Origin of the sequence: Pseudolactococcus piscium (assembly GCF_002441695.1) — a bacterium.
GTDB lineage: Bacteria > Bacillota > Bacilli > Lactobacillales > Streptococcaceae > Pseudolactococcus > Pseudolactococcus piscium.
This window is the reverse complement of sequence record NZ_JXJW01000014.1, coordinates 1-26,897: the sequence shown is the minus strand read 5'-3', so window position 1 is coordinate 26,897 and position 26,897 is coordinate 1. Positions and strand designations below refer to the sequence as shown.

25 protein-coding genes, 1 tRNA gene and 1 pseudogene are annotated in these 26,897 nt (G+C 38.7%); 21 read left to right on the top strand and 6 right to left on the bottom strand.

The annotated features are described in order from the left end of the window. The first annotated feature begins 8 nt into the window (after positions 1 to 8). The 7 genes from RU86_RS07540 (at position 9) to RU86_RS07510 (ending at position 4,563) form a co-directional block, all read left to right on the top strand. On the top strand, positions 9 to 779 hold the full coding sequence (locus tag RU86_RS07540; RefSeq protein ID WP_096814781.1) for a hypothetical protein: 771 nt from the start codon (positions 9 to 11) through the stop codon (positions 777 to 779). A 156-nt stretch (positions 780 to 935) separates the two neighbouring features. Continuing rightward, on the top strand, positions 936 to 1,481 hold the full coding sequence (locus RU86_RS07535) for a YfbU family protein (protein ID WP_096814780.1): 546 nt from the start codon (positions 936 to 938) through the stop codon (positions 1,479 to 1,481). Between the two features lie 6 nt (positions 1,482 to 1,487). Beyond that, positions 1,488 to 1,661: a hypothetical protein gene (locus RU86_RS12090; protein WP_179296244.1), complete on the top strand. Its 174-nt coding sequence runs from the start codon at positions 1,488 to 1,490 to the stop codon at positions 1,659 to 1,661. Positions 1,662 to 1,737: 76 nt separating this feature from the next. After that, complete coding sequence (locus RU86_RS12245; RefSeq protein ID WP_096814779.1) at positions 1,738 to 1,890, top strand: phage terminase small subunit-related protein; 153 nt, start codon at positions 1,738 to 1,740, stop codon at positions 1,888 to 1,890. Positions 1,891 to 2,338: 448 nt separating this feature from the next. Beyond that, positions 2,339 to 3,073 carry a LysM peptidoglycan-binding domain-containing protein gene (locus tag RU86_RS07520; protein ID WP_245810501.1) on the top strand — a complete coding sequence of 245 codons (735 nt, stop codon included), beginning with the start codon at positions 2,339 to 2,341 and terminating at the stop codon, positions 3,071 to 3,073. Positions 3,074 to 3,223: 150 nt separating this feature from the next. Continuing rightward, positions 3,224 to 3,898 (top strand): hypothetical protein, encoded by a 675-nt coding sequence (locus RU86_RS07515; RefSeq protein WP_096814778.1) that lies wholly within the window; start codon positions 3,224 to 3,226, stop codon positions 3,896 to 3,898. An 11-nt stretch (positions 3,899 to 3,909) separates the two neighbouring features. Next, positions 3,910 to 4,563, top strand: a complete 654-nt coding sequence (locus RU86_RS07510) for a hypothetical protein (protein WP_096814777.1) — start codon at positions 3,910 to 3,912, stop codon at positions 4,561 to 4,563. Between the two features lie 193 nt (positions 4,564 to 4,756). Here the strand turns inward: RU86_RS07510 and RU86_RS07505 are convergent. From RU86_RS07505 to RU86_RS07485, 5 genes are all read right to left on the bottom strand, one after another. Next, a tRNA-Arg gene (locus RU86_RS07505) sits at positions 4,757 to 4,828 on the bottom strand. Positions 4,829 to 4,859: 31 nt separating this feature from the next. Next, positions 4,860 to 5,951 carry a DEAD/DEAH box helicase gene (locus RU86_RS07500; protein WP_245810500.1) on the bottom strand — a complete coding sequence of 364 codons (1,092 nt, stop codon included), beginning with the start codon at positions 5,949 to 5,951 and terminating at the stop codon, positions 4,860 to 4,862. Next, positions 5,935 to 6,930 carry a Gfo/Idh/MocA family protein gene (locus tag RU86_RS07495; protein ID WP_096814775.1) on the bottom strand — a complete coding sequence of 332 codons (996 nt, stop codon included), beginning with the start codon at positions 6,928 to 6,930 and terminating at the stop codon, positions 5,935 to 5,937. The genes RU86_RS07500 and RU86_RS07495 overlap by 17 nt, the downstream gene beginning before the upstream one ends. A 55-nt stretch (positions 6,931 to 6,985) precedes the next feature. After that, positions 6,986 to 7,693: an energy-coupling factor transporter transmembrane component T family protein gene (locus RU86_RS07490; RefSeq protein WP_096814774.1), complete on the bottom strand. Its 708-nt coding sequence runs from the start codon at positions 7,691 to 7,693 to the stop codon at positions 6,986 to 6,988. Next, a complete protein-coding gene (locus RU86_RS07485) occupies positions 7,693 to 8,754 on the bottom strand; it encodes an ATP-binding cassette domain-containing protein (RefSeq protein ID WP_096814773.1) in 1,062 nt (353 codons plus the stop codon). The genes RU86_RS07490 and RU86_RS07485 overlap by 1 nt, the downstream gene beginning before the upstream one ends. Positions 8,755 to 8,993: 239 nt before the next feature. On the opposite strand from RU86_RS07485, the gene udk reads away from it, so the two are divergent. Both udk and pta read left to right on the top strand, forming a co-directional pair. Beyond that, the gene (gene udk / locus RU86_RS07480) at positions 8,994 to 9,620 is read left to right on the top strand and encodes a uridine kinase (RefSeq protein WP_096814835.1); all 627 of its coding nucleotides are present in this window, start codon (positions 8,994 to 8,996) and stop codon (positions 9,618 to 9,620) included. Between the two features lie 90 nt (positions 9,621 to 9,710). After that, positions 9,711 to 10,694, top strand: a complete 984-nt coding sequence (pta, locus tag RU86_RS07475) for a phosphate acetyltransferase (RefSeq protein ID WP_096814772.1) — start codon at positions 9,711 to 9,713, stop codon at positions 10,692 to 10,694. Between the two features lie 118 nt (positions 10,695 to 10,812). On the opposite strand, the gene RU86_RS07470 is transcribed toward pta, so the two are convergent. Further along, positions 10,813 to 11,601: a Cof-type HAD-IIB family hydrolase gene (locus tag RU86_RS07470; protein ID WP_096814771.1), complete on the bottom strand. Its 789-nt coding sequence runs from the start codon at positions 11,599 to 11,601 to the stop codon at positions 10,813 to 10,815. A 198-nt stretch (positions 11,602 to 11,799) separates the two neighbouring features. Between RU86_RS07470 and RU86_RS07465 the strand changes: the two genes are divergently transcribed. The 12 genes and pseudogenes from RU86_RS07465 to RU86_RS07410 all read left to right on the top strand — a co-directional run. Continuing rightward, positions 11,800 to 14,136, top strand: coding sequence for a DNA translocase FtsK (locus tag RU86_RS07465; protein ID WP_096814770.1), 2,337 nt, complete (start codon positions 11,800 to 11,802; stop codon positions 14,134 to 14,136). Next, positions 14,123 to 15,124, top strand: a complete 1,002-nt coding sequence (gene holA, locus RU86_RS07460; RefSeq protein WP_096814769.1) for a DNA polymerase III subunit delta — start codon at positions 14,123 to 14,125, stop codon at positions 15,122 to 15,124. Before RU86_RS07465 ends, holA begins: the two co-directional genes overlap by 14 nt. Positions 15,125 to 15,227: 103 nt before the next feature. Next, positions 15,228 to 16,385, top strand: a complete 1,158-nt coding sequence (locus tag RU86_RS07455; RefSeq protein ID WP_096814768.1) for an amidohydrolase — start codon at positions 15,228 to 15,230, stop codon at positions 16,383 to 16,385. A gap of 260 nt (positions 16,386 to 16,645) precedes the next feature. After that, positions 16,646 to 17,596, top strand: coding sequence for a glycine--tRNA ligase subunit alpha (glyQ, locus tag RU86_RS07450; protein WP_096814834.1), 951 nt, complete (start codon positions 16,646 to 16,648; stop codon positions 17,594 to 17,596). Further along, a complete protein-coding gene (gene glyS, locus RU86_RS07445) occupies positions 17,593 to 19,626 on the top strand; it encodes a glycine--tRNA ligase subunit beta (RefSeq protein ID WP_179296249.1) in 2,034 nt (677 codons plus the stop codon). Before glyQ ends, glyS begins: the two co-directional genes overlap by 4 nt. A gap of 24 nt (positions 19,627 to 19,650) precedes the next feature. Beyond that, positions 19,651 to 19,893 (top strand): DUF896 domain-containing protein, encoded by a 243-nt coding sequence (locus RU86_RS07440; protein ID WP_047915379.1) that lies wholly within the window; start codon positions 19,651 to 19,653, stop codon positions 19,891 to 19,893. 263 nt (positions 19,894 to 20,156) lie between these two features. Next, positions 20,157 to 22,148 carry a transketolase gene (tkt, locus tag RU86_RS07435; RefSeq protein ID WP_096814766.1) on the top strand — a complete coding sequence of 664 codons (1,992 nt, stop codon included), beginning with the start codon at positions 20,157 to 20,159 and terminating at the stop codon, positions 22,146 to 22,148. 126 nt (positions 22,149 to 22,274) lie between these two features. Then, positions 22,275 to 23,339 carry a S66 family peptidase gene (locus tag RU86_RS07430; RefSeq protein ID WP_096814765.1) on the top strand — a complete coding sequence of 355 codons (1,065 nt, stop codon included), beginning with the start codon at positions 22,275 to 22,277 and terminating at the stop codon, positions 23,337 to 23,339. A gap of 158 nt (positions 23,340 to 23,497) precedes the next feature. After that, complete coding sequence (locus tag RU86_RS07425) at positions 23,498 to 24,844, top strand: APC family permease (RefSeq protein ID WP_096814764.1); 1,347 nt, start codon at positions 23,498 to 23,500, stop codon at positions 24,842 to 24,844. Positions 24,845 to 25,077: 233 nt separating this feature from the next. Beyond that, positions 25,078 to 25,287 (top strand): annotated as a pseudogene (locus tag RU86_RS12340) (Nif3-like dinuclear metal center hexameric protein); the annotation flags it as partial. 250 nt (positions 25,288 to 25,537) lie between these two features. Next, the gene (locus tag RU86_RS07415; protein ID WP_096814762.1) at positions 25,538 to 25,828 is read left to right on the top strand and encodes a WXG100 family type VII secretion target; all 291 of its coding nucleotides are present in this window, start codon (positions 25,538 to 25,540) and stop codon (positions 25,826 to 25,828) included. Between the two features lie 75 nt (positions 25,829 to 25,903). Next, positions 25,904 to 26,897, top strand: a 994-nt coding sequence (locus RU86_RS07410) for a hypothetical protein (protein WP_218839036.1), incomplete at its 3' end; no start/stop codon positions are given.

Here is a 26,897-nt window from a genome sequence, read left to right as displayed (position 1 = left end):
TTATATAGTTGTCTGGTGAAATAAAAGCTACTGACTTGGAAACTAGCAACCCAAAATTTATTGAATTTAAAAAAGAGATAATGGGCAAAATAGTTTCTCAAATTGATAATATAGATCAAATAGAAGCAGAAGTGTTGAAATCTATTAATAGAGTCATAAAAAGAAATGAAAAGACTTTGGAGGGGTGGATTAAGGGTAGCAACTTAAATAAATTAGATATTTTGAATGAAGAAAATAAACAACTGTCTTCACAATTAGTATTAAGACAAGATGAAGTAATTAAAATGCAAAAAGAAATCAATGAAGTAAAGGATGCATTTATAGGACAATACAGCTTTGAATATGTGAAAAGCAAACTTTCAGACAATCCTTTGATTATACCAGATATATATTTAGAAGTTGAAAAAATAAAAGAATCTTTGAAAGAGCAAGATCCAAGTAGCCCCGATAATATAAGTTTTGATTCTGATAAACAAATAGTAGAAAAAGTTACTGCTATAACAGAAGAAAAACTAACTGCATCTCAAATGTTGATCCTTTCCAAAGATAGATTATTAGAACATTCAAGCACAATAAGTCATGATTTATATGGCAAAGTAATGAATGAACTTTATATTTCTAAATGGTATGAAATGTCATTAATTAACAAGGAAGAAGTTCCAGGCGAAAATATCAGTTTGCAAAATTATAATCATTACATCCCATCATATGAGCGATACGAGTTGAACGATCGAGGTATAAAATATATACAAATGTTAGAAATAGAAACAAAAAAATGAATGAAAAACAGAATGGACATTTTTTGAGTTATCAGGTATTGCTTTTTTGTGTGGTATAATAAAGATAGTAAATAATTTTTTTTTAATTGTTTATGGGTTGTCTATTTGCATTGTTTTGTAAGAGTATTTTGATTCTCAAAAAAGGAGAGAAACTTCATGGAATTATCTTTATTTGAAAGACAAGTATTGGCCAATCAATACGATTTACTTGAAAAGTTATCTGACGACGAAAATGATAAAGAATATTATAGTCAAAGAAAAGAGATCTATGAACTGGGATTTGAAGGAGAATATTTTGAACATGTTCCTTATACTGATTCATTATCTAAAGAAGACTGTAAATTTGTATACAGAATTATAAATCTTTATGATGATTTATACTATGAATGGAATCAAAATGATGAAATTAAGAATGGTATTGACAGCTATCAAATAACTTTTTCTGGGTTTGATGCAAATGATGATATTGGATATAAATTATATTCTTATGCTAAATTTCTTATAAAAGATCAAGGTAAATTCCATGATACAAGAAAACTATTTAAATCTGGGGAAATAACTCTAAATAGTCACGGAATGGGACCTGGTATAGATGGTTATCATGAAATGATTGAAAGAAAAGAAGATCTCTTTAAGAAAAAAATAGATGGTCATAAAAACGAGTGGAGTTTAGAAGATATAAAGTATATTCTTGGTAGATAACATAGCATGGAAAAAGATGAAATACTAAGCAGAATTGAAAATCTGTCAAGGTTAATGAGACATGAAGATTATATTCAAGAACGTGCCGAGCAAACTAAAAATTTCTCTCAAATAAAAAGCTCAAAAGAGTTTTCTGAATCTATGCTTGAAGAGATAAAAAAATTAAGAAAATTACTGTAAAAGGATAAAGGTAGTGTCTCTGACATAGCCTTTTTTATTTTACAAAACAAAACACAGATAAGGAGGTGATGTAGATGTGGTAAGGAAGAGGAATCCGTTACGTGATGAGGCGTATCGAATTTGGATAGAATCTAATAAGAAAAAGCCTTTAAAAGATATTGCTGATGAACTCGGTGTACGTCCTTCAACTATTAGAAAATGGAAATCTGAGGACAAGTGGAGCAATTAAATGAAACGGAGCGCTCCGATTGAAACAGAGCGTTACGATTCAATGAAAGGCAATAAGAATGCCAAAGGTAATTCAGGTAATCCAAATGCTAGCCCTCCACCTAAGATTCAGTAGAAGCTATTGAGAAATAATTCCATAGTGCTTTTGAAAATGCAGTTAATAAACGTTTAGCATCATCTGCTGAGAACCCAGCAGGTAATGGTGTTGGTTCAGGAAAAGAATCTGTCGGCAGCCAGTATGTAAACAAGCAAAGGTTGCCCAAGTGCAAACGCCTAAGGGTTCGATTGTCGCACTCGATGTTGAAGAGGGCCTTGCCAACACTGATGTAATTCTGTGGTCGCTGCAGTACATCAAAGACCGTGGATATACGCCTTTGTTATATGGCTATAAACATTTCTTGACTAATAATTTAGATTTCGGCCGCATCTCTAGCAAGTTTGGCTTGTGAATGGCCCAGTATCCTGATTATAATGTGACCCCTGTTCCAAATTATGATTACTTTCCATCGTGGGACAATATTCAAGTATTTCAGTTCACGTCAACCTATGTAGCTGGTGGACTTGATGAGAATATCGACTTGTCGGGTGTGACGGATAATGACTATATAGACGGTAATCCTGAAAATCTTAAAACAGAGATACCCGCAATTGAAGCGGGTAAAGAAGCCGACCAGGTAAAAGGTAACGCTAAAGAAGTGGGCATGACTGCCAAGGTCAATTTTAGCTCTAGTGTCTACGCGACTGGTGAGGTCATTCCTGACTGGATTAAGGGTACCTCTTACAAGATTATTGAGAAGTCAGGCGATAGAATGCTGCTTGACGGTATCATGAGCTGGATCAGCGTATATGATGTTGAAACTCTAGATGCATCTACTAGTGCACCAGTTGTGAATACTGGCCAAACTCACGTTGTACAGTACGGCGAGAACTTGAGTGGTATCGCTACTAAGTATGGGGCGACGTGGCAAGAGCTTGCGCGTGTTAACAGCTTAAGTAATCCTGATGTGATTTACTCAGGACAAACGTTACTAGTGGCCAATCATGGCCAACAGCAGGGGTATTTGTCGTTGAGTATGGTGACACTCTATCATCAATCGCTGCACAATTTGGTACGACAGTGGAACGTCTTGTGTCAGCTAATGGAATTGCTAATCCTAATTATATTTATGCTGATCAAGTATTGAAATTTTAGACTATATAGTTAAAACTCCCGTGGTCTTGTCAGTGTGATCGTGGGAGTTTTTGTTTGACAATTCCAACTAATAGTAGTAAAATTATCTAATTCATCAATCGTTTTAATGTTATACTAAGTAAGTAGAGAGTGAGGTTTGATTATGTTTGATGTAATAGGTAATGTCGTCAACGTCATAGGATTATTATCGATAATCTATTCAATACTCCAATGGCTATATTTTCATAAAGTGAAATTCTATATTTCACTGAATAAAATATTTTCATTTAAGAAAGATGTTAATTTCGAAATATCAGGTTTTTTTAACTTTTATAAAGATGAACAACTCGCTACTTTATTTGATGAAACAAAAAAATACTATAGAAATAGTATAAAAAAAATCAGCCAGACGAAACATAAGATTGTTTTTCAAATGGATTCAATGATTGTGAGTATAATTCATCATGATATTAAAGAAATTGATGAATATGAATATGAGATTTTCATAAGTGTTCCCAATTCTTCATACAAATCTGCTCTGAAAAATATTAATATTCTTGATAGAATATTTGATGATTTAAATAATAGATTTAGGATTGAAGATAAAAAATTTACATTTAAATCTGATTATTCAAAAAAGAATCCGTTCTTAAATCCTGGTGTTACAAAAATTGGTGTAGATAAAATAAAATCATTTATCATGATTATTTCAGCTACATCCTTGGAAAAAACTGCTTTTGATGACAATGACATAAGAGTTGGATTGGATTCAATGAGCTACGTAGATAAAAATTTTAGCGATATAAAAGTTATTGCTGAATTAATTTTAACAATGTAAAAGGGGAAATTATGCAGTCGGTATCAGTTTATGGGGTGAATGGAAGTTTAGCTTTTGATAATAGTAAAATTGATGACTTTACTAAAAAAGAAGAGAAAGTTGTTAGTGGACACACTGAAGAGTTATCGTTTCAGTTATTTAAGAATGAAATGATAGGAACATACACCAGATGTCGCATAGTTATGGATGAAGTATTTTCTTTAAGAGCTAGAGTATTTGGACAAGATACAACCGAAGTTATCGTCAATGTTGAGTACGATATTCTGATTGCTAATGAAACCGGTAAACTAATTATTTTAGCGAATAAAAAAAGTTGCGATAAAATTTCTGAATATATATCTGAAGAATTTGGTGTAAATTATCAAAAAATAGCCTATAACTTACCTAGAATTATTGAAGACTCGACAGATGTTAAAAAAGCTCAATTTCGTAAAGTGAGGATTGAAACAATACATGGAAGCAGTATTTCTGGCACAAGAGTGACAGATACAAATGTCTTTAAAGATTTCGATGGGGCTGGTGAGCTAAGTAATATTGCAGTAGTATATTCTGTTAACGGTGAAGAGGTTAGTTTCTCGATATCTGATATTGGATCAATTGTTATTTTTTCAACAATCACCGAGATGCAAATTATAATTGATTTGATTTATCTACTTTCAGATTAACTAAAAAACTCTCTGCCATTTATCAAAATCATAGATGACGAGACTGAGGAGGAGTTGGAATTTTGGTCAGGGTTTAGACCTGAAAAGATAAAGAAATGGAATAGCGAGATGAGCTGAAAAAAATAATTTGGCACATTTTTGGCATATTCAAATTAAAAACCCTTATAAAATAAGGGTTTTTAACGTATTATAATGTCCCCCGCCGGAATCGAACCAGCATCAAACCCTTAGGAGGGGCCCGTAATATCCGTTATACTAGAGGGACAGTAGTGGTTTGTTAACCACTAAATATTATATCATTTTAGGCTGATAAATTCACCTGATTTGAGGACTTTTTCAGGTTGTTTTTGATAGTGTTTGACATTTTTTTCGTCAAATGAGTTACCAACGACATTAACCACGACACCGGATTTACCCATTCGGCCAGTACGACCTGCCCGATGGGTATAGCTTTCAGCCGTTACGGGGATATCAAAGTTAATGACATAGTCAAGATCATTGATATCGAGGCCACGTGCGGCGATATCTGTCGCAAGGAGCAGGGTGATTTGGCCTGTCTTAAATCTCTCGATAATCGTTTTTCTAAACCGGCCATTGACATCACTTGCAATCGATACTGCAGCGATATTTTGGAAGGTTAATTTTTCTTCAGCATTGCCAAGATCTTCCAAGCGGTTAAAGAAGACCAGTCCCCGCATGTTTGGCATATGCGCGATTTGACGTAGCAGGTCTATTTTTTTACGATTTTCAACCTTGATCATGAAATGTTCAACAGTTGGCTCAGTTTTTTCGACATTAATCTCGACCAAGTCAGGCGCAAAGGCCGACATCTTATCGAATACTTCATGAGCTGTTGCACTTGAAGCGATGAACTGATAGGTTTTGGGTGTCCGTGTGATGATTGGTTTAACGAATCGCCACTGGGATGTTTCTAAAAGATTATCGACTTCATCCAAGATAATCGTATTAATCGACGTCATTTTGATTTTTTTGTCTTTAACAAGGTCCAAGGCACGTCCTGGTGTTGCCACGATGATCTCAGGTCCTTTTTTAATACGCTCGATTTGGCGTTTGATGCTAGCACCTGAAATAACTAGATTAGCATTAAGACCAAGCGGAGTCGCAAGGGATTTGACCACTTCAAAGATCTGACCTGCTAATTCACTATTTGGCGCTAGTATAAGGAGTTGTTGGCCTTGCTTTTTTTCGACTTTCAGTAAGCTTGGCAATAAATAAGCCAAGGTTTTACCAGTTCCAGTGGGGCTAGTTGCCAGACTGTTCTTACCAGATGAAATGATCTCAAAGGATGCCTTTTGGACATCTGTAAAATCAGAAACATCAGCTAAGACATCAGTCCAGACTTGGGGTAGGTCATTTTTCGTCAGCATTAAATTTAATTCCTGCACTTTCTCGCATCGCATAACTTGTTTCAGAGACATTGATGGCGAGGTTTAACCAGTCTTCGTATAGATCAAAGTTAGCTTGTGTATCGGGTTCTAGCATGATTTTAGCAAAATCCATGGCTTCTTCTTGCATATTATTTTTTGTAGGCTTAATCGGGAGTTCGTGTGTCGTGCCATCAAGAGAAATGAAACGCGCATATTTGACAGCGTTGACAGCATCAAGCACTAATGTCCCAGTCGTCGTGAAAATCTCACAAGGGACAAAAGAATTATAATGTCCGCCTGTTTTGATAGAGACATGAAAGCCATCATAGGTCAAAATGCCAACACCAGAGATATCAACGCCAGAATCCAGTACTTGTGCCTCATAGCGTGCATATTTGGGTTTGCCAAAGTAGGCATGGGCAGCATACAACAAGTAAACGCCTAAGTCAGCTAACAAGCCACCAGAAAAGGCAGGATTGAATTTATTTGGCAGTTGCCCATCTAATAATGCGGGCATTTTTGAGGAATATTTGGCATAGGTGAAATCAGCACCAATCACTGTTTTATCCTCTAAAAAGGCACGAATCAGATCAAATGATTTTTCATGTAGATTTCTAGCCGCTTCAAAAAACAAGACTTGTTCTTTAGTCGCCAGTTTAATAATGGCTTCAAGCTCTGTTGGATTAGAAAATGCGGGTTTTTCAACGATGACATGTTTACCAGATGAGATAGCTGCTTTTGCTTGTTCAAAATGTAAAGAGTTGGGGCTTGCGATATAGATCACATCAAGATCCGCAGTTACCAACTCTGATAATTCATCAAAGACGTCTACATGGTGGAAGTCCTCAGTAAAGGTCACACCAGTTTCAAGATTACGTGTGAAAACGGCAGAAAAGTGATACTTACCAGTGGCAAGTGCTGCATCTATAAAAGAACGGGAAATCCATCCAGTACCGATTACGCCAAGTTTTAATTTCATTTTGTCACGCCTCATTCTATTTTTTCATATAAAGGATATACGACGAGCTATCAGACTATATAAAAGGATTCCATAGCCTAGAGCCATTGATATAGATTAAACTAATACTTATTATAACAGAAAACAGGGCAAGTAGTAAGACGAGGTAGTCTAATCGACTTAAAACTGGGATGGCATACCAAGTGCGATGACTTTTTTTTCCAAAGTGTCTGCTGCTTAAGGCATGATGCTGATTAGCGCTTAGAAAAAAATGAAGTCTTGTTCTTTTTGAAACAGTCTTATTTTGTGCAGATGCAGCTTGCTTTAATTTTAAAACAGTCTTTTTATATGTAGGAACTACTGTAAACAGTTGGCCAATTTTATAAGCCAAACGATAAGGCAGTCCAATTTCAGCTAAACTAGCACTGATTTCTGAAGGCCGACTGCTAATGATAAAATAAGTGAGGAAATTAAGGATGATAATATCTTTCAGCATGATCGTTAATAAGTAGAGGACATCCTGTATGGTAAAATCATAGATCCAGCTGATATCATAGTTGTAGAGTGACACGGCGTAGCTTGGATTGATGAGATAGAGGAGGATGAGATGGCATGCAATCAAGCCTAAAAAAGGGATATAAGGCTTAACTTTAGGATGTAGGTAGGTAAGCATAGATAGCAGGGCTAACAAGGCTAGAAACCGGGTATCGTTTGAAATAATCGCTGCCATGCTTGTCAGAATAAACACTAGAAATTTAGTGATAGGTGCAAGTTGTCTAGACATCAGAAAACCTCCTTTCTGTCCATCAAAGGTGTAAAGAGATCAGATGCTGAGGTCAGAATTACGGTGATGCCTTTGTCATCAAGGTAGGCTAGGATATCTTGAAAATAGGTAAACTCGGGCTGATCAACTAAGACGATTGGTGTCTGCTTCATCAGAATACAGGCAGTTGCAAATAATTTTTTCTGTCTAAAAGATAGCGTGTCGATTGCCCTATCTGTCAGATCACTTAAGCCACAGAGGGTTAATATGTCTTGACTAATATGACCATCTTTAACATATGTCACGAAAATCATATCATCGGGATTAGCCATGATATAGCCGATTTTCCGACCACGCTTGTCAAGTGCTTGATGGGTAATGTTTTCATAATAAAAATCAATTTCACCAGATGCTTTGGCAAAACCAGCAAGCTTATCAGCAATCGGTGCGCTTGCTGTGGTTGATATACTCACTTTTTCCCCTTGGTAAACAGTGAAACTGACACCTGAAACGACTTCAGTTACGGATAAAATAGCTTTATCGTGGTTGATGTCTCTCTTTAAAACCACTAGCGCATCACTTGAGGGAGAATCACTTAAAGGATCAGGTAGATGAATGACATGATCAAAAAAGGTCTCATCAAAATCCCCTGTAACGATTACAGTACCTGTGTAGTCTGTAGGCAGAAATAGGGGTTCATCAAGCAGTAGCGTCGTCATCGGATGGATTAAAATTTGGATGAGTGAGATGACCTGTTTTTGAGCAGTCGATAGCTCATAAATATCTGTAGTCAAGTGTTCAATCACATCATATTTTTCGCTAATTTTATGTATTTTTGTTGCGATTTCCTCAGATGAGATCGCATCGTTTTCTAGGTTGAAAGCCAAATTTTCAGCTACAGTGCCAGGTATAAAATTATCATCTAGTGTTTGAGATAGAAAATCAAACTGATAGGTGGGGAGTTGCGTCGCAATATCAGTCAGTAACTTTGTTTTCCCACTCGCCATCGGGCCTTTAATTAGAAGTTTTTCACCACAATGTAAGTCAAGATGATAGGCTTCTAGTGCTAATATTTTTTCCATATACTGACTATTTTACCAAAAATCAGCTTAAATTGATAGATAATAGAAGATGGTTCTTGATGTTACCCTATAAATGACAGGGTACAAATGCAGACTAGACAAGCAGATAGCATAAATCAGTCAGATAAAATCTTACTCGAGTCTAATCAATTAATACACGACAAGCCTTAACGAAATAAAAATGAGAAAAAATTGAAATTCGAATCAGGACAGCTTATCTGATGTGGTATAATATTTACATGACTAAAAAACCTTTAATTATCGGAGTAGCAGGTGGGTCAGCTTCTGGAAAAAGTTCAGTTAGCCAAGCCATATTAGCTAATTTCTCACATGAGCATATTGCATTGATCGCACATGATTCTTATTATAAAGATCAAGGCTCGCTTGAGTTTGAAGACCGACTTAAGACAAATTACGACCATCCATTTGCCTTTGATACTGACTATTTATTGACACAACTTGGCGCCTTACAAGATGGCTTGCAAGTTGATATCCCTATTTATGACTATGCCTTACATACTCGGAGTCAAGAAACGTATTCACAAAATCCTGTTGATGTGATCATTGTCGAGGGGATTTTAGTATTAGATGACAAGCGATTACGTGACATGATGGATATTAAAATATTCGTGGACACGGATGACGATGTCAGGATTATTCGCCGGATCAAACGAGATATGGCCGAACGTAGTAGAAGTTTGGATAGTATTATTACCCAGTATCTAAGTGCTGTTAAACCGATGTATCATGAGTTTATTGAACCGACAAAGCGTTACGCAGATTTGATTATTCCTGAAGGTGTCAGCAATTTGGTTGGACTAGATATTATTAATACTAAAATTGCATCAATTTTAGAAGAAAATTGACAAGTGGTAACCGTTTACATTATCTTACCATTTGTGCTATACTATCATTGAACTAACAACTATATTATATTAAGTTAAGGAAAATTATAAATGAAGAATGATTTGTTTGATGGTCTTAAAGCCAAAATTGCAGGAAAAAATTTGAAAATAGTTTTTCCAGAAGGTATAGAATCTCGTATCATTGGTGCTGCCTATCGCTTGCAAGCAGAGGAATTGTTGACACCAATTCTTTTGGGAAATGTTGAAGAAATTTCTGCAACCTTACGTGCGCGTGGCTTACAGTCATCTCACTTTACGATTATTGATCCAGCTAACTATGACAAATTTGACACGATGGTTACAGCCTTTGTGGAACGTCGTGCTGGAAAAGTGACAGAAGCACAAGCAAGAGATATCTTGTTGGATGTCAACTATTTTGGGACGATGCTTGTCTATATGGGCTTAGCCGATGGTTTGGTATCAGGTGCCATACATTCTACAGCAGATACTGTACGTCCGGCCCTCCAAATTATCAAAACTAAGCCTGGTGTCTCTAGAACATCTGGTGCCTTCTTGATGGTACGTGCCTATGGCAAAGAAAAGTATGTTTTCAGTGATTGTGCCATTAATATTGACCCAGGGTCACAAGAATTAGCAGAAATTGCCATTGACTCAGCAGCAACAGCGAAATTGTTTGATATTGAACCACGCGTTGCTATGTTAAGCTTCTCTACAAATGGGTCAGGTGCATCACCAGATGTAACTAAAGTTGTAGAAGCGACGAAGATTGCTAAAACACTACGTCCAGATCTTAAAATCGATGGTGAAATGCAGTTTGATGCTGCTTTTGTACCCGAGGTTGGTCGTTTGAAATTCCCAGATTCTGATGTAGCTGGGAATGCGTCTGTTTTTGTCTTTCCAGATTTACAATCAGGCAATATCGGCTACAAAATCGCACAACGTTTAGGTAATTTTGAAGCGATTGGTCCAATCTTGCAAGGCTTGAATAAACCAGTATCTGATTTGTCACGTGGCTCAAATGAAGAAGATGTCTATAAATTATCAATCATTACAGCAGCGCAAGCTTTAGCTTAAATTTAAGCATAAAAAACCGACCAATGATTTAGCAATTGCTAGACTTGGTCGGTCTTTTTTTATCAATTATTTGGCAAATGCCCTAGCTATCTATTTGTAAGTAAATGGCAACTTTGCATTAAAGTAGATCCCAATGTTTAAAGGCATTGACGATACCATTATCCGTATTTGCTGTTGAGACAAAATCAGCGATTGCTTTTAGTTCATCTATCCCATTTCCCATAGCAGTCGCATGGTCAACTGCTTCGAGCAAGTGCAAGTCATTTGGGCCATCACCAAAGGCATACGTTTCGCCAGTAAAGCCAAGTAACTCGACAACTTTTTTGACGCCGGTTCCTTTATTTGAGCCAGCATTCACGATATCTATCGAAAATGGTGTGTTCTTGAAGTAATCAAAGGCTGGCACTAGATTATGATAGTAAGCAACATCAGAAGCTTGATTGGTAAAGACTAATAACATGTTGACTTCGTCTGTTAAATGGCGACGATTATCAACGACAGGTAGTGGGGAATCGATGTGTGCATAAGCATCGATGACCAGCTGGTTGACATCTGAAACCCAGTTTCCAGATTTATCATAGAAAGCCATGACCTGATTTTTAGCCTCTGCTAACAGTTTAAGCTCGAGCAATTTATCCAAAGGAATTGGCTCATGATAAATCGTCTCGCCATCTACGATAATATATTGGCCGTTCATGGCAATTGCACTGGTAATACCAGATTGTGCCATGAGCTCCTCTAATTCGAAATGACCACGTCCAGTTGCAATGATTGGCAGGATGCCATTATCTCGTATGGTGTGGAGTGCTTGGCTGACTGATTCATCTAACTCACTGTTCTTATTTAGGAGTGTGCCATCTAAATCAAAAAATGCGAGTGCATGATAGTGTTTATTAATATTGTCCATAAAGATAGTGTATAATATTTTAGGTTAAAAAGCCAAAGATTATTAGTAAATAGGGTGTATTTGTTGCAGGAATTAGCTAATCATGTTGCGTTGAATGCGGAGTGTATTATTTAAATGTAGAAAATATCAAATAACACGTGCAAAGCGTTTCAGTCATCATATTATCTAGCTGTAAAATATGGTATAATTAGACTAATTATGGTTAAAAAAACACAGAAAAAAGCAACTAAAAATAGAAAAATATCAAAAAAAGCACAAGCTGAGCAAGCAGAAAAGAAAAAACTGATTGCCCTTTTCGTGTCCCTCTTTTTACTCCTATTTGCAGCTACCCAACTAGGGGTTATTGGTGTAACCCTTTATAATTTGATTCGGATTATGATTGGTAGTCTTGCTTATCTAGTCATCGTAGGCATCGTTTTCTGGATTATCCGTTCTTTTTTCAAGAACAAAGAAGGTAGTCAGCAAGGTCGATTAATTTTAGGGTTGACTTTAATCGGTATATCCGTACTCTTAAGCTTTCAAGCCTACTTTGATAAGGTGACAGGTACCCAGCAGACTTGGGATGTTGTTTCAAGCCAATTAGTCAAACTAAAAGTCACAGAGTTTGCAGGATCAGGAATGATTGGCCATTTCATTTATTCGCCACTCAAACTGTTATTTTCAGTGATTGGTGTCTATATCATTGCAGCTTTGCTATTGCTAATCGGACTATATGTCCTAACACCAAAATTATGGCATGCTTTTTTTGCAAACTTAAAGACACGTTTCAGCCAATGGCAAGCAACTCGTCAAGTTAAAAAAGCGGATAAGCAAAAATTACGAGATGTCAAACAAGCGCAGATTGACTTACCTGCTGAGCCTAGTTTACCTGTTACACCTCTTGATGTATCGCAGCCTTATGACTTTATCACAAAAAGTGAACCAGAGATTGTCATGCCTGATTATGATGCCGAGACAGGAGAAATCTTAACACCAGAGATAGTTGAGGATGACGCGTCTGACATACCCCCGATTAACTTCCAACCAAATCAGGAGATGTCTCACTATCAGTTACCAGAAGTATCACTCCTTGCACCAACACCCATTAAGAATCAGGCAAATGAACGCAGTAATGTCCAAAACAATATCAAAATATTAGAGACGACCTTTAAGAGTTTTGGTATCCAAGCAACAGTTGAGTCCGCTGTTGTCGGACCATCTGTCTCAAAATATGAAATCAAGCTAGCAACTGGCGTCAAAGTCAGCCGTATCCTTAACTTACAGGATGATTTAGCCCTTGCCTTGGCAGCGAAAGATGTGCGGATAGAGGCGCCTATTCCAGGCAAGTCCTTAGTTGGTATCGAAATACCAAATGCGGAGGTGGCCATGGTCGGTTTCCGTGAAATGTGGGAAAGTGCCCAGACTAGTCCTGAAAATCTATTAGAAGTCCCCTTAGGTAAAGCAGTTGATGGTTCTATCAAGACCTTTAACTTAGCAAAAATGCCGCATATACTGGTTGCAGGATCTACAGGATCAGGTAAATCTGTTGCGGTGAATGGGATTATCGCAAGTATTTTGATGAAAGCCTTACCGAGTCAAGTCAAGTTTTTGATGATTGACCCCAAAATGGTCGAGCTAGATGTCTATAATGATATTCCACATCTACTGATTCCAGTTGTCACGAATCCACGTAAGGCGGCGCGTGCGTTACAAAAAATAGTCGATGAAATGGAAAGCCGCTACGAACTATTTCGTCGAGTTGGCTCAAGAAATATTGAAGGCTATAATGCAAAAGTTGAAATGTTCAATGCCGAAAGTCAAGAGAAACAGCAAACTTTACCATTGATCGTTGTCATTGTTGATGAACTTGCTGACTTGATGATGGTTGCATCAAAAGAAGTAGAGGATGCCATTATCCGGATTGGTCAAAAAGCACGGGCGGCAGGGATTCATATGATCCTTGCGACACAAAGACCATCTGTCGATGTCATCAGTGGTTTGATTAAAGCCAATGTCCCAAGTCGTGTTGCCTTTGCGGTATCATCAGGGACAGATTCCCGGACCATCCTAGATAGTAATGGTGCTGAAAAACTACTAGGTCGTGGTGACATGCTCTTTAAACCAATCGATGAAAATCATGCCCTACGCTTGCAAGGCGCCTTTTTATCAGATGAAGATGTGGCAAGTGTTGTGAGCTTCATCAAAGACCAAGCGAGCGCTGATTATGATGAGACGTTCGATCCAGGTGAGGTAGCTGAGGATGATGCCCGCTCATTTGATAGTAATAGTGCAGCTGCGGTAACTGACTCAGGAGATCCCTTATTTGAACAGGCCAAGCAACTTGTCGTAGAATATCAAAAAGCATCAGCATCGATGCTCCAACGTCGCCTATCTACAGGATTTAATCGTGCAACACGGATTATGGAAGAGTTGGAAGCCGCAGGAATTATTGGCCCTGCTGAAGGGACAAAACCTCGCAAGGTACTCCTTACCCATTTAGATGATGCAGCAACTGAAACGGCAAGCGAAAGTGGTGAACTAGATGACAGTATTTGATACCCTTACCCAGTTATCCCCAGCTACCCTACCGCAATTTGTCATGATATCAGGTGAAGATGACGATATTATTTCGGCCTTGAAGCTTCAACTGATGGCAAAAGTAAATTTTGACCCATCTGACCTGTCACAAGCCTATTTTGATTTGTCTGAGGCTGATCCCGATTTGGCCTTAGAAGAGCTTGAGAGCTTACCATTCTTTGGTGATGAGATGCTGGTTATATTTGAAAATGTATGGGAGTTAACAACAGTCAAGAAATCATTATTGACGGAAAATCAGTTACTGAGACTTGAACAGTTTTTAGACAATCCCTTAGCATCGACGAGACTGATCATCATTTGTCACGGCAAACTAGACGGCAAACGGCGTATTGTCAAGAAGTTAAAACAGATTGCCCTTCATTTAGAAGCAACGCCTTTAAAGCCAAATGAATTAAGTCAGTATTTTGTTAACAAGTCCAGCTTACAAGCGAATATTGTTAACCTCATCATCGAGAAATCAAATAGTCATTTTGCGACAGTAGGCCAAAATATAGCCTTAGTCACGACTTATGCTGATGGTAGACAGGTGACACTTGAGGATGTAGAAAAGGCTGTGCCTAAATCATTAGCGGATAATATCTTTGATTTAACCGACCTGATTTTAAAAGGTAAAATTGCAGAAGCAAGAAGCTTAGTGACAGATCTCGTCTTGCAAGGAGAAGACGAAATCAAGTTACTAGCCATCTTAACGAGTAATTTTCGCTTATACTATCAAATCAAACTGTTACTGGATAAGCAGTATACGGAACGTCAGTTGATAGATTACCTAAAAATTAATCCTTATCGCTTGAAATTCTTAGTAGCGCCTGCACGTAGTCGAAGTAAGGGATTTTTAGCAGCAGCAATGCGTTATCTGATAGACACAGATTTTAAAATCAAATCTGGTCAGGCGGATAAAAAATTTTTAATGGACATGGTCTTAATTAGATTATCCGGCATCAGTTGACGATAAGATCGTGTTTACCTAGTGGCATGCCGATCTTTTTTGTCATCAACCCTTGTCTACAGCATGCATTTTTAAAACGTGATTAACGCTAAAGGAGAAAAACATGAGACTTTTACCAGAGCATTATGATGAGTTAGTGATGATACGCCACTATATCCATGAGCATCCAGAATTATCAGGGCAGGAATTCAAGACAACCCAGTTTTTAACAGATTACTTACAGGATCTAGACATTACCGTATTAGCGACGGGGTTAAAGACGGGATTAGTTGCCCAAATTGGTTCAGGACAACCAGTCATTGCTTTACGGGCTGACATCGATGCGCTCCCCATTATAGAGAATACAGGACTAGCGTTTGCGTCCAAGAATGCGGGTGTCATGCATGCTTGTGGTCATGATTTACATCAGACGAGTCTACTTGGTGCTGCAAAACTCCTAAAACAGCGGGAAGCTGAGATTCAAGGCACGATCAAATTAATCTTCCAACAAGCAGAAGAAACACACATAGGCGCAAATGAAGTGCTTGAAACAGGGGTGTTATCTGATGTACAAGCAATTATTGGTTTCCATAATATGCCTGATCTACCTGTAGGACAAATAGGGCTTCGTAGCAAAGGGATTATGGCAGCAGTCGATCAGTTTTATGTGACAGTTAATGGAACTGGCTCCCATGCGGGCTATCCTAATCAAGGTGTAGACAGCATTCTTGCCACATCAAGCATCATCACAAGTCTTCAGCAACTTGTCTCGCGGAACATCGATCCCCAACATGCTGTCGTCGTTTCGGTCACGCATGTAGATGCCGGAAATACCTGGAATGTCCTGCCAGATAAGGCCATATTTGAGGGGACAATCCGAACCTTTGCTCCAGAAGATCGTATCCTTGCTAAAAAAAGATTTTATGAAGTCGTAGAAAATGTAGCAGCAGCCCACGGTGTTAGTGTGACAATAGACTGGATTTTTGGCTCAAACGTTACCTACAATGATCCAGAATTATCAGCATTCATGTTTGATGATATGCAAAACTGGCATGAGGATGTTGTCGTGCCAGTTCCCTCAAATGCGGGAGAAGATTTTGCTAGCTACCAAGAACAGATACCAGGCGTATTTGCTTTTATAGGTAGTAACGGACCAGGAAGTCCGGGACTTCACTTTTCAGATATGGTCATCAAAGATGAAACGATACCGATAGCAGTTGCCTATTATGTGGAAAATGCTTTTTCACTGTTAAAAAAACTTGGGAATGACTTGCATGTATAGCAACTCAACTTTTATAAAAGAAAGTTGTCAAACATTACAAAATAAGGTATACTATAAAAAAGCAATGAATCCGGTGGCGCGGTGGAGCTTAAAGTTAATATAAGCGCTTGGTTGTCTAACCAAGAATTCAGGTGGAACCGCGTCTATAAGGCGTCCTGATGTGATCACACTTTGTGTTGAAGCATCAGGACTTTTTTTGTATTCTGAATGCTATTAGCACCAAAACGTTAACTCGCTATGAGACGTATACGATGGAGGAAATAATGTCTAAAAAATTATCATTTCAAGAAATTATTCTAACGCTTCAAAACTTTTGGAGCGAGCAAGGGGCAAACCTCATGCAAGCCTACGATAATGAGGTCGGTGCTGGCACGATGTCACCTTATACTTTTTTACGTGCCAATGGTCCAGAACCATGGCATGCGGCTTATGTGCAACCATCACGTCGTCCAGCAGATGGGCGTTATGGTGAAAATCCAAACCGCCTGTTTCAACATCACCAGTTTCAAGTTGTCATGAAACCGAGCCCTAAGAACATCCAACAACTCTATTTAGATAGTTTGGCTGCCTTAGGCATTAATGCACTGGAACATGATATTCGCTTTGTTGAAGATAACTGGGAAAACCCGTCTATGGGTGCTGCTGGTATCGGCTGGGAAGTTTGGCTTGATGGTATGGAAGTGACACAGTTTACTTATTTCCAACAAGTTGGTGGGATAGAAGTTGATTCTGTGACATCAGAAATTACCTATGGTCTTGAACGATTAGCTTCATATATCCAGGAAGTGGAATCTGTCTATGATCTTGAGTGGGGAAATGGCGTGCTCTATGGGGATATCTTTACTGAGCCAGAGTATGAACACTCTAAATTTGCCTTTGAGGAAATCGATACAGATGTCTTCCTAAATCTCTTTGATACCTATGAAGCACAGGCCATTAAGTTACTTGATTTAGGTTTGGTACATCCAGCCTATGACTTTATTTTGAAATCAAGTCATACTTTTAACTTACTTGACGCGAGTGGTGCAGTTTCTGTAACAGAACGTGCTGGTTATTTACATCGCGTGCGGACTATGGCTAGAAAAGTCGCACGGACGTTTATTAATGAACGTGCAAAATTTGGCTTCCCATTGTTAAAAGATGCTGACTTACGCGATAAATATCTCGGAGAAAACGGTAAATACACTGAAGTTGCTGGAGGTGACAAATAATGGCAAATTATCTACTTGAAATTGGTTTGGAAGAGATGCCAGCACATCTTGTCAGTGCAGCAGCTACGCAACTTGAAACCCGTATGACAGACTTTTTATCAGAAAATCGTGTGGCATTTGAGACGATGACTCAGTTTTCGACACCACGTCGTTTAGCTGTTTTGGTCAAAGGCTTAGAAGACGCTTCAGCAGCTATCGATGAAGAAGTCAAGGGGCCTTCTGCTAAGATTGCCAAAGATGCCGAAGGGAACTGGTCAAAAGCGATTCAAGGCTTTTCCCGTGGACAAGGTGTCACACCAGACGACCTTGTATTACAAGGCGACTATTACTATGCCAATAAACATATCGCAGGTATTGCGACTGCTGATATTTTAACGACAGTTGGGCGTGATGTCATCAGCAAGATGCAGTTTTCAACTTACATGAAATGGGCCAATAATAGTTTCTTGTTTGTTCGTCCAATCCAATGGAACGTTAGTTTACTTGATGCACAAATTATCCCCTTTGACTTACTTGATGTGACAGCAGATAAAATCACTTATGGCCATCGTTTCTTATTTGACGGTCATATCACGCTTGATGATGCCCTAGACTACGCACCACGTCTTAAGGAGGCATTTGTCGTTGCAGATGCCGCAGCAAGAAAAGCGCAGATTGAAGCACAAATTGCAAAAATCGCCAAAGATAATAACTGGACGATTTATCTCTTACCTAGTTTACTTGAAGAAGTGACAAATCTTGTGGAATACCCGACAGCATTTGTTGGCGAGTTTGATGCGAAATATCTGGATGTCCCTGAAGAAGTACTAGTTACCTCGATGCGTGAGCACCAACGTTACTTTGAAGTGCGTGATCTTGCAGGGCAATTACAACCAAACTTCATTTCAGTCAGAAATGGGAATGCAGTTCATATCGACAATGTCGCTAAAGGGAATCAAAAAGTATTAGTTGCCCGTCTTGAAGATGCAGAATTTTTCTGGAAAGAAGATCAAAAGCTTAAGATCGCTGATTTAGTTGAAAAACTGAAAAAAGTAACCTTCCATGAAAAAATTGGGTCTGTTCATGCACATATGCATCGCGTTAAGACCATTGCTAAGAAAATTCGTCAGGCTGCTAACTTATCAGCCGACTATGATGCAAAACTAGAACGTGCTGCTGACATTTATAAATTTGACCTCTTAACAGGCATGGTCGGTGAATTTGATGAGCTACAAGGCGTGATGGGTGAAAAATATGCTTTATTAGCAGGTGAAGATGCCAAAGTAGCGACTAGTATTCGGGAACACTATCTCCCAACATCAGCTGATGGTGCCCTACCAGAAACTGAGATGGGTGCTGTGCTTGCCATGGCAGATAAGTTGGACACTATCCTTTCCTTCTTTACTGTTGGCTTAATCCCGAGTGGGTCAAACGATCCTTATGCCTTACGTCGTGCCACAGCTGGTATCTTACGTATTATCGAGAGCCAAAATTGGGATATGGCCCTAGCTAGCCTGATTAGTGAGCTTTATACGCTTGATGTAGCTGGCTTTACTTACGGGAAACAAGATGAGGTCATGCAGTTTATTAATGGTCGTGTGGCTAAAATGCTCGAGGGTGTTGCCCGTTATGACTTGATAGAAGCAGTGCTTGCGACAGGGTCACTAGACGTCACTTACTTGATTGAGACTGCTAAAGCCTTATACAATAAAGTATCTGATGCTGATTTTAAAACATCAGTCGAGAACTTGGCGCGTGTTGTTAACCTAGCAAGTAAATTAACAACAGCACCATCTGTAACTGAAGCGACACTTGAAAATGAGTTTGAAAAGGCTCTATTTACAGCTGAGCAGAAGCTAGTCTTAACTGGGACTAGCGCAGAAAAGCTTACAGCCTTGTTCTCACTATCCGATTTGATCACAGCATTCTTTGATAATACCATGGTCATGATCGATGATGAAGCGTTGAAACATAATCGCTTGAGTCTATTAGCTGACATTGCCGCTAAGGCTGGTCAACTTGCAGATTTCAGACGGATCCTTACAAAATAAGGTAAAGAAAATAGGAGGAAAAAGATGGTAACCCCTCAAGATATAGAACGCATTAATGAATTGGCACGAAAGAAAAAAACGGTCGGTCTAACAGCTGATGAAAAAGTAGAACAGGCTGAACTACGACAAGCCTACATCTCTGGTGTCAAATCAAGTTTGCGCCATCATGTAGAATCAATCAAGGTCGTCGATCCTGACGGCAATGATATCACACCTGAAAAGGCGAAAAAAGCCCAATTTGATAAAGGCTTACGTGATACCCTATAAACACGACTTATAAAAGTACTGGCCTACATGGCTAGTACTTTTTTATTTTGTAAGATGGTAGATGTACTTAAGATAGGATGACAGCTTATCAATAGGCATATACTTATTACCATATATGCCTATTTATAGTAAATTATACGAAATTGTTCATAAAAATGTAAGCGATATCATATTTTTAGCTTATATAGGCTTTCTTGTGAAATTTATAGCCAAAAATATGGTATAATTTTCTTAGCATTAAAAATTTGAAAGGCTATCAAAACATGACATTTGACAACACAGATCAACTCGCGGTCAATACGATCCGTACGCTATCTATTGACGCCATCCAAAAGGCAAACTCTGGTCACCCGGGGCTTCCTATGGGTGCTGCACCTATGGCTTATGTGCTTTGGCGCAACTTCCTAAATGTTAACCCAGCAACACATCGCGAGTGGTCAAATCGTGACCGTTTCGTTTTATCAGCAGGTCATGGGTCTGCCATGCTTTACTCGCTCCTTCATTTGGCTGGTTATGAGCTATCGATCGATGATCTCAAAAACTTCCGCCAATGGAACAGTAAAACACCAGGTCATCCAGAAGTTGATTGGACTGATGGTGTTGAAGCGACAACAGGGCCGCTTGGACAAGGGATTGCCAATGCAGTCGGCCTTGCTATGGCTGAAGCGCATTTAGCTGCGACATATAACCGTCCTGGTTATGAGATTGTTGACCATTATACTTATGCCTTAAATGGTGATGGTGACTTGATGGAAGGTGTTTCTCAAGAAGCGGCATCACTTGCATCACAACTTAAACTTGGTAAACTTGTTCTCTTTTATGATAGTAATGATATCTCTTTAGATGGCCCAATCTCAAAATCTTTCCCAGATGACATCAAAATGCGGTTTGAGTCTTACGGTTGGCAACATATCCTAGTGACAGATGGTAACGATTTAGCAGCCATCGAAGCAGCGATTACTGCTGCCAAAGCTAACTTAGACCAACCAACGATTATCGAAGTGAAAACAATCATTGGGTTTGGTGCTGAAAAACAAGGTACATCTGGCGTTCACGGTGCACCATTAGGTGCTGAAGGCGTTGCCTTTGCTAAAAAAGCATACGGCTGGGACTATCCTGAATTTACAGTGCCTGAAGAAGTGGCGACTCGCTTCAAAGAAACACTTGGCGATCGCGGAGAAACTTTAGAGCTTGACTGGCGTAAAACATTTGATGCTTATGCAAAAGCCTACCCTGAATTGGCTAAGCAATACGCAGATGCTTTTAACAATGTGACACCAGAGCTTGAATTGGCTAAGTATGAGCTTGGCACGTCAGCTGCTAGCCGTGTGACATCACAAGAAACAATCCAACAACTCTCACAACAAATGCCTAATTTATGGGGTGGTTCAGCAGACCTTTCTGCTTCGAACAATACCATGGTTAAAGTAGAAACAGACTTTGAAGTTGGCAACTACGCAGGCCGTAACATCTGGTTTGGTGTCCGTGAATTTGCGATGGCAGCAGCAATGAACGGGATTGCGCTACATGGTGGGACACGTGTATATGGTGGGACATTCTTTGTCTTCTCAAACTATATGTTACCTGCAGTTCGTATGGCAGCCCTCCAAGAAGTACCGACAGTCTATGTGTTCACACATGATTCTATCGCTGTTGGGGAAGATGGCCCAACGCATGAGCCAGTAGAACAACTGGCAAGTGTTCGTGCCATGCCTAACTTAAATGTCATTCGTCCAGCAGATGGTAACGAAGTGATCGCTGCTTGGCGTCGTGCTGTAACAGAAACCAAACGACCAACCGCTTTGATTTTGACACGTCAAAACTTACCTGTTTTAGACAACACAGCTGAATTGGCAGAAGCTGGTGTTAATCATGGTGCCTATGTGATTTCACCAGAAGCATCAGGCTCAGAACTTGAAGGTATTATCATCGCAACTGGTAGCGAAGTGAAACTTGCGATCGATACACAAGCAGCTCTTGCAGCATCTGGTACAAATGTACGCGTTGTATCGATGCCAGCCCAAAATATCTTTGATGAACAATCAGCTGAGTATCAAGCAGAAGTCTTACCACTTACTGTTACAAAACGTTTGGCAATTGAAGCAGGTACTAGCTTTGGTTGGGGTAAATACGTTGGCTTAACTGGTAAAACATTGACAATAGACACATGGGGCGCTTCAGCACCAGGTGATAAAGTCTTTAGCGAATATGGCTTTACAGTTGATCATGCGGTTAAACTTTATCAAGAACTATAATGTTATGACTAAAAGTACACTTCGAAAGAAGTGTCTTTTTAATACTTTATACTGACAAACTGATAGTCCAGCCGATTTCTAGAACTGACGATCGCCTAGCGCGATGACTATAAAAAGGAGATGCATATGCAAATAGCACAGAGATTAAAAAAAGGTGACACAGTTGCCATTATTTCCTTATCTAGTGGCATACTAGGTGAGTCCTTTATGGCACAACAAAAAAGCTTAATCGAAAAAAGAATAAAAGCGTTTGGGCTAAAGGTTATCTATACACCACATGCACTAAAAGGACTTGATTTTATTAAAGCCAATCCTCAGGCGCGTGCAGCAGACCTAAAGTGGGCCTTTGCCCAACAGGAAGTCCAGCTGATTTTAAGTGCTATCGGTGGAGATGATACTTATCAAACAGTCTCCTATCTACTTGAAGATGGCGAGTTTAAAAAACTGGTATCTGAAAATCCCAAGCTTTTCATGGGCTACTCGGATACCAGCATTAATCATTTGATGTTCCAAAAATTAGGGCTTGCAACCTACTATGGTCCAGCTGCTATCGTTGATTTTGGAGAGTTTGCACCGGATATGTTGGCCTATACTGAGGCATGTATACACCACTTATTTTCAAGAGATGCACCAGAAATTGTGTCTAGTCCAACTTGGTATCATGAAAGAACTGCCTTTGGTCCAGAAGCCTTTGGTACGGACAGAAAGTCATCTCCAGAAAGGCATGGCTATGAGGTTCTTTTTGGTAGTGGCAAGATAAGTGGCAAGTTATATGGTGGGTGTTTGGAAAGCTTAGGAGAGTTGCTACTAGGTGGTCGCTATGGCGATGAAGTTATGGTAAATGAGACCTATCAACTGCTTTGTCGTGATACGCGTGATAAGCTACTATTTCTTGAGACAAGTGAAGAAAAACCAACACCAGAGCGTGTTAAGCTATTATTGGCTGCACTAGAACAGGTTGATTTTTTCAGGCACGCTAAAGGGCTGATCGTTGGTAAACCACAGGACGAGGCCTATTATGACGACTATCGTAGCATCTATCAAGCCTTAGCAGAAAAATATCAGTTACCCCTTTTATATAATGTGAATTTTGGTCATGCTCATCCCAGGTGTATCTTACCTATCGGCCAGTCGGTAACCCTTGATTTAGATGATAAAACAGTTAAATTGCTCTCGCCTCTTGCTAGATAAGCTGTACGTCTTGTGAGAGAGTAAACTATATTTTTTTTAACAAATTTTATGCTTTTATTTCTCGCATTTTTATACAATTGTTTAAATGCAAATAATCGTTTATAATAGCTTATTAGCACAAATTTTTAAATATCGTATTTCAGAAAAAATGGTGAGAGATGAAACAAGAAAAAACGCGTAGATTTGGCTTATTAATGTCAATTGCAATGATTGTTGGTATTGTGATAGGGTCAGGTATATTTTTTAAAGCGGATGACATTCTGATTCAAACGAATGGCAATGTCCTGATGGGCTGTCTGGTGCTATTATTTGGCGCAATAGGCATTATTTTTGGCGGTATTACCATTTCAGAGTGGGCCAAATTGACAGATGATGCGGGCGGCTTGATCGTTTATGCTGAGAAAGCATTTGGTCGTGTATTTGCCTTTTTATTAGGTTGGTTTCAAAGCACAGTTTATTTTCCAGCCTTGGTTGCTATTGTTGCTTTTGTTGCGTCAAATTATACGGTGGCACTTTTTCCGCAACTCAATTTTTCAGGTAGTGGCGTCTGGTTAGTTAGCTTGATTTATTTGCTTTTGATTTATATCATGAATATCATGTCTAGTAAACTATCTGAGTTTTTTCAGACATCCTCCATGTTTATTAAGTTAATCCCCTTATTTTTAATTGCAATTTTCGGCTTGATTTTTGGTGATCCAGGTGGGTTATCGTCACATGCTATTACCTTACCGGTTATGATGTCATCGACGGGTGCCATTGTTGCGGTTGCCTTTTCCTATGATGGCTGGGCGATTGCACCAGCTATTGGTCATGAAATAAAAAATTCAAAACGAAATTTACCGATTGCCTTGATTATCAGTCCACTGATTATTTTGATTGTGTATGTCAGTTATTTTGTTGGGATTTCTTTACTGATTGGGCCAAAAGAAATTATGCAAATGGGGGACTTGGCCTTCTCAGCTGCAGCAGAGAAATTATTTGGCCCTGTAGGGCAAAAATTGATGCTGATTACAGTTATCATCTCTGTCTTAGGTACCCTTAATGGCTTAGTAGTCGCCAATATCCGTGCCCCTTATTTTTTAGCGTTGAGAAAAGAGTTGCCTTATAGTAAAAAAATAAGCCATCTTCACCCTAGATTTAATATCTCTCTTTTATCAGTGATGCTCAGTTTCGCCATGGTCTTGGTTTGGCTAGGTATCCATTTTATGTCAATATCATTTCCCAGTGTTCGCCGATTTGGTATCGATATTTCTAGTATTCCGATTGTGATAATGTATTTATTCTATGGGCTTTTATATATTGGCATCATGATTCGAGCTGCTAAAGGCTTGATTAAGAACAAACTTGTCGGTTTTGTTTGTCCGTTATTAGCATTAGCAGGTGCTCTGCTGATTTTATACGGTGGACTAACAGGATCAAATGGGATCATTTATCTCATCGTGTCGATGCTCATTTTAGTCAGTGGTCTTGTACTTTATTATAGTATGCGTGTTAAGCGAAATTGAACATGTTCTAAAAAAGGTATGCGTTACACTTTTATTAAGTGGCATTTGCTTTTCAATCTTAGTTTTGATAAGATTCTTCTGAGATATCTTTCGTTTTTTCTGGCAGCTGTTCACTGATGCGACTACAATTACAAGTGCCTTAGTTTTTTTAATAAAATACATCACTTCCCCCATAATGGGCAAAGAGAAGTGATTATTATATTGAATATTGTGTATTATGATCAATCCCTAAGCGTGTCACCATTTGTGGGGGAAGCGGTGGTAAATTTTATCCAGATGCCTTGGCAAAAAAAGCTGATGTCTATGTCACTAGAGATATCTATTATCATACGGCACATGACATGCTATACTCTGGCTTGACGGCTATAGATCCTGGTCATCATATTGAAGTATTGTTTATCAAAAAAGTAACACAAGTATTTAGAGACTTGAAAATAGATGTGACGATTATTGAAAGCAGGGCGTTGACCATCCTTTTATCCGTCATTAAACGTCCAAAAATAAGCTATTATAAATCTTTAAAGATCAGGTATTGTATACTTGGTCTTTTTTGTTTTTAAATTTTTATTTTGGAAGCAAAATAAAAATAACAGATAAAGTTAATTAAATTACTTGACAATTTCTTTTTATTTTGTTAAACTGTCAGTATATATAAGATAACGCTTTCGATGTATAGAGGTTAAGGAGACCATCATGGCACAAATCAGTGTAACCCCAGAAGAACTAAAAGAACAAGCGCAAGTCTATGTGCGTTCAAAGGAAGAGATTGAGGTAGCGATTCAAAATGTGAACCGTATGAACGATACGATAGCCCAAGAATGGAAAGGTGCAGCGTTTGAAGCCTACCTTGAGCAATACAACCAATTGTATGTAAACGTTCAAAAATTTGAGGACTTACTTGCGGATATTAACCAGCAGTTGACGAGATATGCTGATACGATTGCTGAACGCGATGCACAAGATGCGCAAAGTTTTGGTTTTTAAAAATGAGCGCCTTTTAAGGTGCTTTTTTCATAAAACAAATAGATGAACTGACGAAAAAATTAGGAAAGTAGTAACATGGGCATTTTTGAAGCAAATGAGATAGAGACAAGGGACCATTTTTTTATAGATAATCGCTTAAATCCGAGTGATTTGATTTTTGTCGTCTATTTATTAGGAGATCGTTTAAAGAAAATTAGTTTAACGCAGACGTCACCTTCAGCTAAGTGTTTAGGGTCACTCTTTGGTGTTGTGAATAACAAATTACATATTGACGGGTGGTCAACTGAGCTAGGCTATCAGGAAATAAAGGGGACGCGTTTTTTAATCCTATCAAGAGACAATGCCCAGACTTATTTTTTTATTTTCAATACCTATAAAAAATTGGTGATCAGTTCAGATGCGTTTGCGGGTATAAAATCACCAGGTAAGACGCGACTCATCTTAGATCGAGATCGATTGATCGTTGATGTAAAAGAACCAGATGTCTACTATAATAATCAAAAAATCGTTGGACACCATGTTTTCTCGGTTTTTGAAGGGGCAAGTTTTTTAACACCCCATTATCTACTTGAAAAATGCCCAAGTCAATGGAAAATAACGGTTTTCTCAGATGATTTTACCTTTGAGCCGAGTCATGTTTTACTACAAAAAAGAAAAAGTGAGTTTCCAAAAGACTTTCCAGACTATCGGCGAAGTCCTAGACTGAATCTAGAAGTCCCAACAGATAAATTCAAATTACAAGGGTCAAGCAAACATCAAGAAAATAAAGGGCATAGTCTTTTAAAGATGATACTGCCACCGCTTATGATGATTGGGATGACAGGGGTCACGACACTCTTAAGTGGTCGAGATGCCTTGATGATGTTAGGCATGGGAGGTGCGAGTTTACTTACGACGACATTTACCGTCTCTCAATTTTTTACTGAGAAGAAGGCAAATAAGCTAAGCGCTATTGAGGAAAAAGAAAATGATTTGCACTACCTCGTTACGGCTGTCGGGGAAATCACAAGACCTTACAAGCAGGAGAAGGAAGTGCTTGCCTTTCAGCTACCAAGTCCTGAAAAATTAG